This is a genomic window from Sediminicola sp. YIK13 (assembly GCF_001430825.1).
Lineage (GTDB): Bacteria > Bacteroidota > Bacteroidia > Flavobacteriales > Flavobacteriaceae > Sediminicola.
Genome location: NZ_CP010535.1, coordinates 2,425,572 through 2,438,854, shown reverse-complemented (window position 1 = coordinate 2,438,854; position 13,283 = coordinate 2,425,572). Strand labels below are relative to the sequence as shown.

General features: G+C 35.4%; 18 protein-coding genes. 6 read left to right on the top strand and 12 right to left on the bottom strand.

The window, feature by feature from the left end:
* Positions 1–158: 158 nt before the first annotated feature.
* From SB49_RS10865 to xerA, 12 genes are all read right to left on the bottom strand, one after another.
* Entirely contained in the window at positions 159–500 is a 342-nt protein-coding gene (locus SB49_RS10865) for a hypothetical protein (protein ID WP_062056484.1), read from the bottom strand.
* A gap of 5 nt (positions 501–505) precedes the next feature.
* Positions 506–1,150 (bottom strand): SLATT domain-containing protein, encoded by a 645-nt coding sequence (locus SB49_RS10860; RefSeq protein WP_062056482.1) that lies wholly within the window; start codon positions 1,148–1,150, stop codon positions 506–508.
* 166 nt (positions 1,151–1,316) lie between these two features.
* Positions 1,317–1,565 carry a hypothetical protein gene (locus SB49_RS16220; RefSeq protein WP_062056480.1) on the bottom strand — a complete coding sequence of 83 codons (249 nt, stop codon included), beginning with the start codon at positions 1,563–1,565 and terminating at the stop codon, positions 1,317–1,319.
* Positions 1,566–1,709: 144 nt separating this feature from the next.
* Complete coding sequence (locus SB49_RS10850; RefSeq protein ID WP_145758385.1) at positions 1,710–2,192, bottom strand: PH domain-containing protein; 483 nt, start codon at positions 2,190–2,192, stop codon at positions 1,710–1,712.
* 230 nt (positions 2,193–2,422) lie between these two features.
* Complete coding sequence (locus SB49_RS15985) at positions 2,423–2,701, bottom strand: hypothetical protein (protein WP_145758384.1); 279 nt, start codon at positions 2,699–2,701, stop codon at positions 2,423–2,425.
* A 377-nt stretch (positions 2,702–3,078) separates the two neighbouring features.
* Positions 3,079–3,624: a hypothetical protein gene (locus SB49_RS10840; protein WP_062056473.1), complete on the bottom strand. Its 546-nt coding sequence runs from the start codon at positions 3,622–3,624 to the stop codon at positions 3,079–3,081.
* A 223-nt stretch (positions 3,625–3,847) separates the two neighbouring features.
* Positions 3,848–4,645: a hypothetical protein gene (locus SB49_RS10835; RefSeq protein WP_145758383.1), complete on the bottom strand. Its 798-nt coding sequence runs from the start codon at positions 4,643–4,645 to the stop codon at positions 3,848–3,850.
* Between the two features lie 152 nt (positions 4,646–4,797).
* Positions 4,798–5,334, bottom strand: a complete 537-nt coding sequence (locus SB49_RS10830; RefSeq protein ID WP_062056469.1) for a hypothetical protein — start codon at positions 5,332–5,334, stop codon at positions 4,798–4,800.
* 146 nt (positions 5,335–5,480) lie between these two features.
* Positions 5,481–5,816 carry a biotin/lipoyl-containing protein gene (locus SB49_RS10825; protein WP_082591161.1) on the bottom strand — a complete coding sequence of 112 codons (336 nt, stop codon included), beginning with the start codon at positions 5,814–5,816 and terminating at the stop codon, positions 5,481–5,483.
* Between the two features lie 286 nt (positions 5,817–6,102).
* A complete protein-coding gene (locus SB49_RS10820; protein ID WP_062056464.1) occupies positions 6,103–6,717 on the bottom strand; it encodes a hypothetical protein in 615 nt (204 codons plus the stop codon).
* 161 nt (positions 6,718–6,878) lie between these two features.
* The gene (locus SB49_RS10815; protein ID WP_062056462.1) at positions 6,879–7,358 is read right to left on the bottom strand and encodes an SRPBCC family protein; all 480 of its coding nucleotides are present in this window, start codon (positions 7,356–7,358) and stop codon (positions 6,879–6,881) included.
* A gap of 101 nt (positions 7,359–7,459) precedes the next feature.
* Complete coding sequence (xerA, locus tag SB49_RS10810; RefSeq protein WP_062059127.1) at positions 7,460–8,590, bottom strand: site-specific tyrosine recombinase/integron integrase; 1,131 nt, start codon at positions 8,588–8,590, stop codon at positions 7,460–7,462.
* A gap of 88 nt (positions 8,591–8,678) precedes the next feature.
* On the opposite strand from xerA, the gene SB49_RS10805 reads away from it, so the two are divergent.
* The 6 genes from SB49_RS10805 (at position 8,679) to moaCB (ending at position 13,280) form a co-directional block, all read left to right on the top strand.
* Positions 8,679–9,083: a hypothetical protein gene (locus SB49_RS10805; RefSeq protein ID WP_062056460.1), complete on the top strand. Its 405-nt coding sequence runs from the start codon at positions 8,679–8,681 to the stop codon at positions 9,081–9,083.
* A gap of 298 nt (positions 9,084–9,381) precedes the next feature.
* Positions 9,382–9,972 (top strand): DUF4202 domain-containing protein, encoded by a 591-nt coding sequence (locus tag SB49_RS10800; protein ID WP_062056458.1) that lies wholly within the window; start codon positions 9,382–9,384, stop codon positions 9,970–9,972.
* Between the two features lie 95 nt (positions 9,973–10,067).
* A complete protein-coding gene (locus SB49_RS10795) occupies positions 10,068–10,706 on the top strand; it encodes a precorrin-2 dehydrogenase/sirohydrochlorin ferrochelatase family protein (RefSeq protein WP_062056457.1) in 639 nt (212 codons plus the stop codon).
* A complete protein-coding gene (locus SB49_RS10790; RefSeq protein ID WP_062056455.1) occupies positions 10,676–11,854 on the top strand; it encodes a molybdopterin molybdotransferase MoeA in 1,179 nt (392 codons plus the stop codon). The genes SB49_RS10795 and SB49_RS10790 overlap by 31 nt, the downstream gene beginning before the upstream one ends.
* A gap of 71 nt (positions 11,855–11,925) precedes the next feature.
* Entirely contained in the window at positions 11,926–12,369 is a 444-nt protein-coding gene (locus SB49_RS10785) for a molybdenum cofactor biosynthesis protein MoaE (protein WP_062056453.1), read from the top strand.
* Positions 12,370–12,371: 2 nt separating this feature from the next.
* On the top strand, positions 12,372–13,280 hold the full coding sequence (moaCB, locus tag SB49_RS10780; RefSeq protein WP_062056451.1) for a bifunctional molybdenum cofactor biosynthesis protein MoaC/MoaB: 909 nt from the start codon (positions 12,372–12,374) through the stop codon (positions 13,278–13,280).
* Positions 13,281–13,283 lie beyond the last annotated feature (3 nt).

Here is a 13,283-nt window from a genome sequence, read left to right as displayed (position 1 = left end):
CATGTCTTTTTTCAGCTTGCAGGTAACGCCTAGGCTATGATTTCGTTGTGGGAAACGTCGTAGACTTTTCCACTTATGAAATCAGGCCGGTTGATGGTTTCTATTATTGTTTTTTGCATACTGCCACAATGAATTATAGCCGTTGTTACCACACGTTTTTAATTCGTTTCTTTTTCCGATATATACTCTTTTAGTCGTGAAATAAATCCACTAATTTTTGTGTATTCATTCGACCATTTTGCTTTATATCTTTTATTGTTTTTGTTATAATCGTGTTGAAGTTCTCCTACTAAATCAGTTAAATAAATATTTAAATCCATTTTTAATGATTCAAGAGCGGGAACAAGTTCGGTATTATCCGATATAATTGTTTTTACAATTTCTAAAAGTTGATTTCCTACTCTTTCTAACGAGTATATACTCGGTTGTTTTAAGAGACTCTCATCAAAAATTTCTTTTCTTATTGCCTTGGATTTTACTTCAAAATCTTTAACAGTCATATTTATTAGTTAGTTTTAATTAAGAGTCCAATTATAATTATGGGCGGTAATATAATTAGAACATGATAAATTAATCTTGTTTTAATATAATAGTCAGTTTTTATTTTAAAAACACCTATTTTACTTAATTCGTGATAATCTGCTTTAGATGCTCTAAACATATTATGGTCAATTGGTTGGTGATTTTCGTGTCTCTCTAAAATCCGTTCATATTTGTCGGACAATGTTTCAGCAAATTCTTTTTTATCACTCAATTTAGGCTTTTCATTCAGAGTTTTAAAAATTCTTAAATCATTATATATTTTTGATAATTCAAGTCCACATGTATGAAATTGTTTTGCTTTTGTACTGAAATCTTTTGCATTCTCTATTTGCCCAAATACCAATAATATTATGGAAAGACAAGTAATGGAATAAGCAATTAAGTTTTCATCAATCGCATCAGTGGAATATATATTATAAACAGATAATAGCCCAACTGCTATTAAATATACAGACAACATACTTAAACATAAATTTGACAAGTCAGCTACTTTCAAAAGTCTCTTATTTGCATTAAATCTACTGCCTTTAGTAGACCAAATTTTATAATTCAGTTCCTCAAGAAATGTTTTATCTAAATAATCTTTATATGATTTCTCTTTCTCCAATTTTCATGTTTTACTTAAATGTGTGGTAACGCCTAGGCTATGATTTCGTTGTGGTGAACGTCGAAGACTTCTCCACTTATGAAATCAGGCCGTTTGGTGGTTAATGTTATTGTTTTTTGCATGATGCCACAATGAATTATAGCCCCTGTTGGCAACAGTTTATTATTTAATTTTCCGTTTTTTTGGATTTGGTATACGCCTCCCAAAGGCCATCCACATTACTTATTGTAAATTCTACATCGCCGCAAGAGCAACAAATTTGAGCGATTAACTCACCCTGCTCAAACTTATTAAAAAATACATTGTCTGTTTTTTGAATATAAACTGATAGATTTTTTTTGACATTCCCATGTCCATAATCTACAACTCGCGCTCCTTTAATGATCTTATTCGAGCCACATTTGTTACAGGTCATTCTTAATTATTATATTTCATTATCCAATTGTTGCCAACGCCTAGGCTATGATTTCGTTGTGGGGAACGTCGTAGACTTCTCCACTTATGAAATCAGGCCGTTTGATGGTTTCTATTATTGTTTTTTGCATACTGCCACAATGAATTATAGCCCTTGTTGTACAACGTTTTTTATTTCATTTATTAATTCAGTTGAGTTTTCAGAACTCAAGACATATTTTTTATTGTCAGTTATAATTTGAAACATTTGTTTTCTGTCCTTAACAAAGCTAATCGAATCGTCCATTGTATTTCCAATAAACCCAAAAACCCCTCTACTTCCGTAAGTCATTGATAGATTAGAATATTCCAGTTTTTTAATTTCTTTTATTTCCGAAAACGGAATAGTAATTTGTCCAAAAGTCTTTTTTAAAATGACCTTATCTTTTTCCAGGATTACTCTGTTCAGAGAGTTCGCAAAGAAGTAAAGTATGGTTCCAATTGTCAACAAACTCAAAACTGTTCCTCCAATCAGTCCGTAATCTTTGTTAGTAATTAACAGAGTCAGAGCAACAAATGACAGTAAAATCATTGCAATCACGGTAATTATTTTAACAAAAAAGGAGCTTTTACTTCTGTAGATATTCACTTTCGTCTTGTTTAGTTAAATGTTGTACAACGTCTCGGCTATGATTAGTGTGGGGCGGTGATTTACAATTCCTAAACCGCCACAGCTCGTAGCCAAATCTTTTCGTTTTGTTTTAATTTTTCTTGTCCAAAGCAAAATCCCAAAGATTTTGCGACCTTATAAATATACACAGACCTTGACTTTAAAACCCAAACCCCACATTAATTATAGCCATTGTTGTACACAGGTTTTTATTCGGTTTCTTTTCTAAAATATGTTTTATACTTTTTGTCGGTCCAAAACCCTTTTAGCTTTCTCAAATCCAAAGTCCCATCTTCGTTAATTCGATATAGTCTCTTTTTTTTCCAATATAGTTGACTAGGAGGTTTTACTCTATTTTGTCCACCACCAGATATTGAAGATATTGCATAATCACTAAACCCAACTCGATTAGAAACTTTGTCTGGAGATAAAACTAAAGAATCTTTCAACTTTTTTTGTCCACTTTCCCCAAGTACAAGAGTGTCCATTATCAGCTTGGTTTGAAGTGATATTTTGCCATTCTTAAATTTCCACTTCCCAGTAGTCCAACTTGATGCGAGGTCAAATTTGTAATTGTGAGTAAATGTTGAGTCTGCTTTTAGTTCAATACTTTCCGAAAATCGGTCGTTATAAACTCCAACAATTCTAGCTTGTCCAAAACATATTTGGGATATTAATAATGTTAAAAGGAATTCGGTTATTCGCATTTTGACAACTTGTGTACAACGGTTCGGCTATGATTCCGTTGTTGAGATTTGATGTCAATCAAATCGAGCTTGGGATCATGCCGGTCTAAAGTACGAAAACTTTTGAATTGTAGTAAATATGCTAAACAATGGATTATAGCCCTTGTTGTGCTCAGTTTTTATTTCCACAATTCCCACCATCTATTGTGTACAGCCTTCTCATTAAATGCATCGGCGTAACCATTATGATTCAGTACCATTTTTGCGTGGTGTGCTACCAGGTCATACTTGTGGTTTACAAACAGTTCAATTCGACAGTTAATTCTCGGACTGTCAAATTTTATTAAATCAAGAAAAATTCCACCTTGGATAGCGTAGATGAATTCCAATTTTTCAAATTCCTCAAAAGCGATTTTTTCCATTTCAGGATCGCCCATTTTTAAGTTGTTGATTAATCCAGCCCAAATGATTCTTTCAAATGGGGAATTCTTTAGTTCAAGTCGTTTTAGTAAAGTAGAAAGGGAATTTACTGATTCCATTTTGACCAATGTTTGTCCAATAAGAAGGTCGGCTTTTTTATCCAGCATTTGGATAAGTCTTATTTCAACGGCCTTATGTTCCTCCGAAGTCAATGCTGAAATTATCTCGTCATTGGTAAATCCTTCCCGTTCCTCACGAGAGTCAGGAGGTATGATTTTACTTATTAAATTCTCGATATTCTGCATTATAGAAATTGAGCACAACGTTCCGGCTATGGCAAGTAGGGCAGGCAAGGAAACTTTTCGTTTCCGCCTGGGCTCTTAGCCAAAGCTTTTTGTTTTGTTTTTATCTTTTTCATTTTAAAAGCCAAATCCGAAAGATTTGGCGGACTTAGTAAATAAACCCAAGCCATTAAATTTAGCTCTTTTTGCCCTATTTGCTATAGGTATTGTTAGCTGCTGGTTTTTATTAGTTTTTTTCATTTTTTCGACTAGTTTGTATTGCATCTTCAATTCCCTTTTCAACTTGTTCTTTTGTACGATAATCTAGAGGAAAGGGCATATATGTAGACAATTGAAACATATTAATATTCAAGTCCATCTTTTTATTAAGATTTTTGAATTCAGTTATATTATTTAGATACTGGATTTCATTTCCAGAATCCATTGTCAAAACATATCCGTATGGAGGATAGGCTATTTCAGTACAATTTATTGAAGTACCTGTTGCAAAGTTGCCATGTACCACATGATGCATATATCTGATGTTTTCAGCCCGTGTTAAATAGCAAAAAACTTTGAAACGGGCAGGTAATTCTTTTGAATCTTTTGAGGCGACAAAATCTGATAATTCGGGATATGATTTTAAATACCATTCTCCATTAATTGCCAAAAACATAGAGACAATTTGCTTTAATATTTTTTGCGGTTCTATTTCCTTGATTAAATATGTATGTAATTCAAATTCTTTATTTTGCAATATTTGAAATCCACCAGTTACCCATCTTTGATATGCTGGGACATATTCCGAACCCAAGAAGTTGTTACAATACTTACAAAAAGAGTTATATCCAATTCCACCCTGTTTTGTTTTTCCTTTAGGAGTATTTTTTAATGGGTTTTCGGTTTTTACATAATCCTCAAAAGCTATTGATGAATATTTTGTGTTTTTATTGAAGGTGCTTCTTGGAGGAACATGTTCAAAAGACAACATTGAATTTAGACCACATAAGTGACAAATACCAGAGGTCATTTTATGTCGTCCCATTTTCGTCTTTTTTTAACTTGCAGCTAACGTTTAGGCTATGATTCCGTTGTTGAGATTTGATGTTAATCAAATCGAGCTGGGATCATGCCGGTCTAAAGTACGAAAAGTTTTGAATTGTAGTAAATATGCTAAACAATGGATTATAGCCCTTGTTACCACATGTTTTTATTACATTTAAACCTGCCGGTTACAATAAAATAATTTACATCTTTATTCCATGACCATTTAAAATCAGTAGTGTGCTTTACTTTTAAATAATAATCTGCAACCAATTCCTGTCCCTCTGTTTTAAAAGGGTCGATATTCAAATTGATTCCACTTTCCACCACCTTATATTTTTCAGTTCTATCATTATGGATTACGTCAATCCATTCGTTATAGCTTACCTCAGAAATATTCAACATTTTATTTATTTTAAAGTTGATTGTCCTTCCTTCAAATAGGCTACTTTCAATATTTGTAAAGCGCAGTTCATTTTCGTCCAACTCCAATTCGGTGAAATTTCCAAATGGATTTTCCTCCGTTCTTTTTTCACATGTGAAATTATGATGTTCTCGAGCATTTATCTCTTGTCGGGCATTACTTATTTTAGCAGTTCCGTAGTCAATAGATTCCTTTTCTCCGTTTGTATTACAGGCAAGACAAATGGTGAAGAAAAATAAAGGGATTAATGATTTATGATGCGTCATTAAATATGTGGTAACGCCTAGGCTATGATTTCGTTGTGGGGAACGTCGTAGACTTTCCCACTTATGAAATCAGGCCGTTTGGTGGTTAATATTTTTGTTTTTTGCATGATGCCACAATGAATTATAGCCATTGTTGTAGCTAGTTTTTATATTCCTTCAATTTTAAATAATTCAGTTGAGCTAGTCAGCTTTTCATTCAATCTACAGGTAGATATAATTCGTCCATTAAATACACTTTCAAACTCCATGGTTATATCCTCGTTTTCAATGACACAAATAATATCTCCGGATTTAACAATATCTCCAGATTTATAAAACCATTTTGATAAGGTCAGACCTTTTTGATTTCCTAATTCTGGTGTGAAAATGGTTTGAACTTCTCCCTTATCCAATTTAAAATCGGATACACTATTAGAGTTCGGTCCATTTTTGTCGATTTCATCCTTAGATCGGAAATTTGGATTGCTTTTAAGGTCGTTCATAATTTCCATTCGTTTTTTTTCTGAAAGGAGGAGTCGACTTATCAATGTTTTAATCATTTTGATCAAATTAGCTACAACGCTTCAGCTATGAGTAGTGCGGAGGCAAGGAAACGTTTTTGTTTCCGTCTTCGCACGTAGCAAAAGCTTTTTGTTTTGATTTATATTTTTTCGACAGAGCAAAATCGAAAAGATTTTGCGGACATAGTAAATATACGCTTACTTTAAAATTAAACACCAAATTCCGCATTACTTATAGCTATTGTTGGCACACGTTTTTATTTTTTCATTACATATTATGGTTAATCAAAACCACTAGTCTTTTGTCAGGTACAATTAAATAGAAATTCGTACTTTCACCGTCATCATATGAATAAAAGGACCCTGGGTGATTTGCAATTTGTCTTATAAAATCTTGTCGGTTAATTATTGCGCCTTTCCATCCACCATAAGTTGGTGTCGCGAATTCCAAAATTTCTTGTTCGCTTTCTTTAACTGGGGTTCTTGTCCACCTTATGTCAGCTAGTTCTTTTGTCGGAAAGTTCTCAAAAAATTCCTTGTCAGGATTCTTAAAATATTCAGCTGTCTCTTCACTAAACTTATATATGTCCAATGTGTAACCTTCTCCACGGACACTAATTTCTTCATAATCGAATTCTTCCCAACTCCAGAATTTTTTACCTGTTAATTTGGTTGTTCTGTCCTGTATGTAGAAATTTTTTGATAGCGGAAATATTTGAAGTTCCCAAGTCAAAAGAATCAGCAATACAGTCAAAATGGAAACTTGAATGGCAAAAGATTTTTTCTTCCCTTTTCTGTACACACTGAACAGTCGGACTATCCAAATAATCAGTCCGATAATTAGTCCAATCAGAAGTAAGAATAAGATTAGATAGATTTCCATTTTTCAAATGTGTGCCAACGTTTAGGCTATGATTCCGTTGTTGAGATTTGATGTTAATCAAATCGAGCTTGGGATCATGCCGGACTAAAGTACGAAAAGTTTTGAATTGTAGTAAATATGCTAAACAATGGATTATAGCCCTTGTTACCATACGTACTTTTTTAATTTTTAGGTAACACTTCTCTCCATTTTTCAGATTCAGCGAATTCCTTTATGGTTTCATTTCTTTTTAATAAAAGGTCGGTCATATATTGTTTTAAGAATAGCTTGTCAGCTAAACTGCCTAAAAACCCAAGCGGAGATTGATATTCAAATACGTCTATCAATTCAGTACCGTTCTCAAGATCGTTAAATTGGTGCACGTGCTTAAAGTTTTTAAAAGCTCCTTTCACCATTTCATCTGTAAACAACTTTGGTCGAGAAAATTCGGTCACTTTGGAGGTAAGGGTTTGATAAATTCCAAAATGCTTGGCCCTCCATGTAACGGTTTGATTTAATCCAATTAAGCCTTCGGTCACGCCATCAATGGCCTCTTCATTTGTATGTTCAGTCGATATTTTGTGTAAGTCGATACTCCTAGACAGGTCGAACACTATATTCTTGTCAGCTTTAATATACGTCCGTAATTCAATTCGAGGCATTTGATAGTATGTATGGTAACAATTGTATAATGAACATATGTTCATTATACACCACAATATAGGATATATAGAACATATGTTATATATATCTTTTATATTTTTTAAAAATCTAAAGGATTCTTTATTTCTTTAAAGGTAGTGGTAGCTACATGCGTATATATTTCGGTAGTCTTGCTAGAGCTATGTCCCAATAAGACCTGAATTTGTCTTAAGTCCACCCCTGCTTCTAACAAGTGCGTGGCAAAACTATGACGAAGCATATGGGGTGTCACAGGCGTTTTTATACCTGCCTTTGCTGCGGCATTAAGCACTATTTTCCCGATGCTTTGACCAGTATATTGTCTTCCGTACATACCTTCTATGATATATTTTTCCGGTTTCCATTGTTTGTAATATTCACGTAAATCTTTTAACAATGAATGGGAAAGTAATGTATAGCGATCCTTATTGCCTTTCGCCGCTTCAACTCGTATCAACATTCTTTTACTGTCTATATCTGTTATTTTTAAATTTACCAATTCGTTTCTCCGTATTCCTGAAGAATACAGAAGGCTAACAATACATTTATGTTTTAAGTTGTTCGTATGTTCAATAATATTGAGAACATCATCTTTGGAAAGTACCTTTGGTAATTTTTTCTCTTTTCTAGGCCTTTCTATCTCATAAAATCTATTGGGCATACCAAGAACGGATTCGTAGTAAAATTTGATACTGTTGATTGCAGAATTAATGTAAGAATTGGATTTGTCCTCTTGAACCAATTTTAAAATATACGTTCTTACGTCACCTTCATTTATAGCAACCAACTCTTTGTTATTGTAATAATTAATAAATGTCTCGAATGAAGATATATATGACTTTACCGTATTGTTTGCATATTTTTTTAATTCTAGTTTATCTAAATAGCTGTTCGGACAAACTCGATAGGTAGAAGGCAATTGCCTTTTTCTGAACCAGGTAATATCTAAAGGTTCATTGGTTTCTTTTACATTGCTTTTATCAAAAAAGTAGTTGCAATTAACCCAGACAGTTCTATTGAAGATCTCAAATATTTCATTTAGATTTTCTTTGGTGTTTGGAATATAGGCCATGTTGAAACTATTGCTCCATTTTACATCCGGCAGCTGTTTCACTAGGGCATGGATAACTTTATCCGTATTGAATTGGAGACCTATATATCTTTTCTCTTTAATCAAAAGATGTTTTAATGTAACACTTCTACCTCGTTCCATGTCTTTTTTTTGCAATCTAATGGATGTAATTAATTTAATCGTACCTTATACGAATAGGATACGTATAAAATATGATTAAAAGGTAATTATGAGGTTATATGATGATTGTTTGCATTGTAAAAAGGCATTAACAGGCAGGACAGACAAGAAGTTTTGTGATCCCCAATGCAAAAGTGCTTACCAATACCATAAGGAAAAGCAGAATCCGGATCGCTTTTATAATAAGGTAGACAATCAGCTTAAAATGAACAGGAAGATTTTAAAGGAGTATAACAAAGGGGGAAAGGTAACAATTAGAAGTAATGTATTATTGGAATTGGGATTTGACCCCAATTTTTTTACCCACTATTGGAAAAATCAGAAAGGAGAAATATATCTATTTACGTACGAATATGGATTTTTAAAAAAAACTGAGAACGGAAAGGAAAAATATGTATTGGTAACTTGGCAAGATTATATGGCCAAAAATTTTAATCCTACAAATAAACATTAGAACGGAACAGATAGGATCTCGATAACTTAAAATTATTTTGAATTTATCTTTTGAAATATATCCATATAATTTTAATTATATACATTTGGTATGACGGGATAATAATCACCAAAAAAGTTCACAAATCGTCAACATTATAATCAGCAATTATTCGCAAGCCTTTAAAAATAGGGTTTAAGCGAATATAGTTCGATTCTTGGTGAGGCTACAACAAAAAACCCTTTTAAATCATTAGATTTATTAGGGTTTTTTTATAAATCAATTTTTGCCAAGAACCTATAGCCAAAATCTGTGGAACATGGAGGAATCATCAAAATTAGAGAGAGCTTTTCAACTTTTTGACCAGGCCAACGAGCAGGATCCAAATAGGGAAATATTTCTTGGCAAGACTTATGCCAAAGAAGTTTTGTATGCCATTCGCATGACAGAGAAGCTCAGGGAATATGCCCCATATGCTTCCGAACCTTTAAAACTTACGGCCCGCTGCCAGCACATTTGTAGGTGGGAAATTCCCAGGGAATCTTATGAGATGAATAGGGTCGGGTATTTAAAATGGAGGCAAGACCTAAAAAAATTCCATGCCGAAAAAGCAAGTGGTATTTTAAGGGAGGCAGGGTATGATCAAAAAACAATCGATAAGGTTGGCTTTCTGTTACAAAAGAAACAACTCAAAAAAAACGAAGAGACCCAGACCTTGGAAGATGTCATTTGTTTGGTGTTCCTAGAATATTATTTTGAGGCGTTTATGGAAAAACATCCTGAAGAGAAGCTTATAGATATCATACAAAAAACATGGAATAAGATGTCGGCCAAAGGGCATTATATGGCATTAAAGATACCTTTTTCCAAGTCGTCATTCGAGCTGATTCAAAAGGCTCTTAACAACTAATTCTGTTATCTTTGTAACCTGTTTGTTATTCGGTTATAATTAAACTACCCGCATGCTGTATAATCAGAATTTCAAGATGTTTTAAGAAAGCCATTATGGAACGAAATGAGTTATACCCTGTTTTTCTAAAAGTATCACAATTGAATGTACTCATTGTGGGAGGGGGCAATGTGGGATTGGAAAAACTGACTTTTTTGTTGAAATCAAGTCCAAATGCACAGGTGGAAATGGTCTCCCTTGAATTTTTGGAGGACACCTTGGCTTTGGCGAAGAAGCACAATGTGAAAATCACCTACGATGCCTACCATGAAAAATATTTGGAAGGCAGACACATGGTAGTTGCTACCACAGATAAAGTGGAGGTTAATGAACAAGTGTACCATGATTGTAGGGCGCGAACCATTCTAGTGAATGTGGCCGATAATCCGCCTTTCTGTGATTTTTATATGGGTGGCATTGTAACTAAAGGAAATGTAAAGGTGGCAATATCCACCAATGGAAAATCCCCTACAACGGCCAAAAGGTTGCGTCAATTCTTTGAAGATGTTATCCCTGAAAATATAGACGATCTGGTTCAGAACCTAAATGAATATCGGAAGACTATTAAAGGCGATTTTGAGGAAAAAGTAGAAACCTTAAATGAATTTACCAAAGGGCTTGTCAGTAAAAAGGGTGATAATGAGCCCATTAAAAATGAAACTATATGGTCTCGGTTGAAGAAGCACTTCAGATAATTGCCAAAAACACGACTACTCTTCAAAGCGTTACCCTTCCCTTGTCCAAGGCCAGGGGTATGGTCACAGCACAAGATGTGCATGCTCCTATAGATCTGCCTCCTTTTGACCAATCGGCCATGGATGGTTATGCGATCAACATCCATCCCGTAAAGAAATATGCCATCATTGGAGAAGTAGCAGCCGGGGACGGAAAAGAGGTTCTACTAAAAGCGGGTGAGGCTGTGAGGATTTTTACAGGGGCCATGGTACCTGAGACAGCCAAAGCAGTTGTTATGCAAGAAAAAGTGATAAGGCTTGCAGATAGTATTACGCTTATGGAGGATGCTGTTGCTGGAAGCAATATAAGGCCACGTGGCGAGCAAATAACCAAGGGTGATCTGGCTTTGCGAAAAGGAACCGAGCTTACCCCACCGGCCATTGGATTTTTGGCAGGAATGGGAATTATGGAGGTTAATGTTTTTGATAAGCCTAGAGTTGGGATCGTAATCACTGGTAACGAGTTGGCGGAAGGAGGCGAAACGTTGAAACCCGGTCAAATTTATGAGGGCAATTCCAAAATGCTTTTGGCAGCCGTTGAAGGGTATGGAATAGATGGATGTAACACGTATCGGGTAGCGGATAATTTTATGGCTACTTGTGAGGTGCTTTCAAAAGCCTTTCAAGAAAACGATGTGGTTCTTGTGAATGGGGGCATTTCTGTAGGAGATCATGACTATGTATATAAAGCCTTAAAAGCATTGGAGGTAGAACCTTTGTTTTATAAGGTGAGGCAAAAACCAGGGAAACCCCTGTTTTTTGGAAAACGGGGAAATAAAATTGTCTTTGCCTTGCCAGGGAATCCGGCAGCGGCGCTGACTTGTTTTTATCTTTATGTATACCCTGCCCTTCAAAAAATAATGGGTCAATTGGGGAAAGGATTGGAGCGAAGAAAGCTAATGGTGTCCACTTCAGTTGCCAATACCTATAACAGGGCCTTGTTGCTAAAAGCTAGGATTCTGGAAAATGGGGAGGTGGAAATTCTGGAAGGACAAAGTTCGGCAATGTTGCACACCTATTCCCTTGCCAACGCCTTGGTGTATGTGCCAGAATCGGTATCTGAAATCCATCAGGGTAGTGGGGTTGAGGTATTGGTACTTCCTAATTAAAACTATGACGAGGTTAAACAGTGGATTCTAAGTATCTTTAAGAACTTTTTTGAATCAATAGAAAGAATATAATGGAAAAGAAAAAAGTAAAAAACGTATTCGTCTCTGGAGCAATTTCCCCCCAGTTTATTGGGGAATCCATAGCCAAGCACCAATCTAAAACTACCATTGGTGCCCATGATATTTTTTTGGGACAAGTCAGGGCTGATGTTATTGAAGGGAAAACGGTGGCCGCGATTGAATACACAGCCTATGAAGAAATGGCAAACAAGAAATTTCACGAGATTAGGGAGGCTGCTTTTGAAAAGTTCAACCTTAACTGCATGCATATTTATCACAGTTTAGGGACAGTAAAGGCTGGGGAATTATGTCTGTTTGTTTTTGTTTCCTCTCCCCACAGAAAAGAAGTTTTTGAAGCATTGCAACATATAGTGGAAGAAATAAAAGTACAGGTGCCTATTTTTGGGAAAGAGCTTTTTGAAGATGAGAGTTACCAATGGAAAGTGAATAGTTAGATATGGTAGATATTACACACAAAAACCTTACCCTCCGAATAGCAACAGCACAAGCTGTAGTTAAAGTAAGTTCAGAAGATACTATAAAAGCGATAAAGGAAAATAGGGTGCCTAAAGGAGATGTATTCTCCGCTAGTAAGGCTGCAGGTCTTTTGGGGGTAAAAAAAACGTCTGACCTTCTGCCGGATTGCCATCCCATGCCTATTGAATTTACAGGTATCGATTATGAGATCAACGGAATGGAAATTACCGTTTTGGTGACTGTAAAGACCATTTATAAAACAGGAGTAGAGGTAGAGGCCATGCACGGCGCAAGCATTGTTGCGCTGAACATGTATGATATGCTAAAACCCATAGATAAAGGGGTGGAAATCCATCATATCAAATTACTCGAAAAAAAAGGCGGTAAGTCGGACTACAAGGATAATTTCAAAGAGCCTCTGACCTTTGCGGTAGTTGTTTGCTCGGATACCATTGCCGAAGCGAAGAAGGAGGACAAGGCAGGAAAGGCCATTGTTGACAAGCTGAAAGCTTTGAATTATTCGGTCTCCAATTATATGATCATTCCAGACGAAAAGGAAGAAATTCAACTGAAGGCAAAGGAATTTGTCGCAGAAGAGATAGACGTGATAATTTATTGTGGGGGAACCGGACTTTCAGAAAGGGATATTACCCCGGAAGCATTGATTCCATTGTTGGATAGGCGTATTCCTGGAATTGAGGAAGCCATAAGGAGCTATGGGCAGGATAGAATGCCCTATGCCATGCTGTCCAGAAGTGTTGCTGGAACGATAGGGGCAACCTTGGTTTTGGCATTGCCCGGATCTACCAATGGAGCCAAGGAATCCATGGATGCCATTTTCCCTCATGTACTGCATAGCTTTAAGGTGCTAAAGGGCTGGAGGCATTAAACG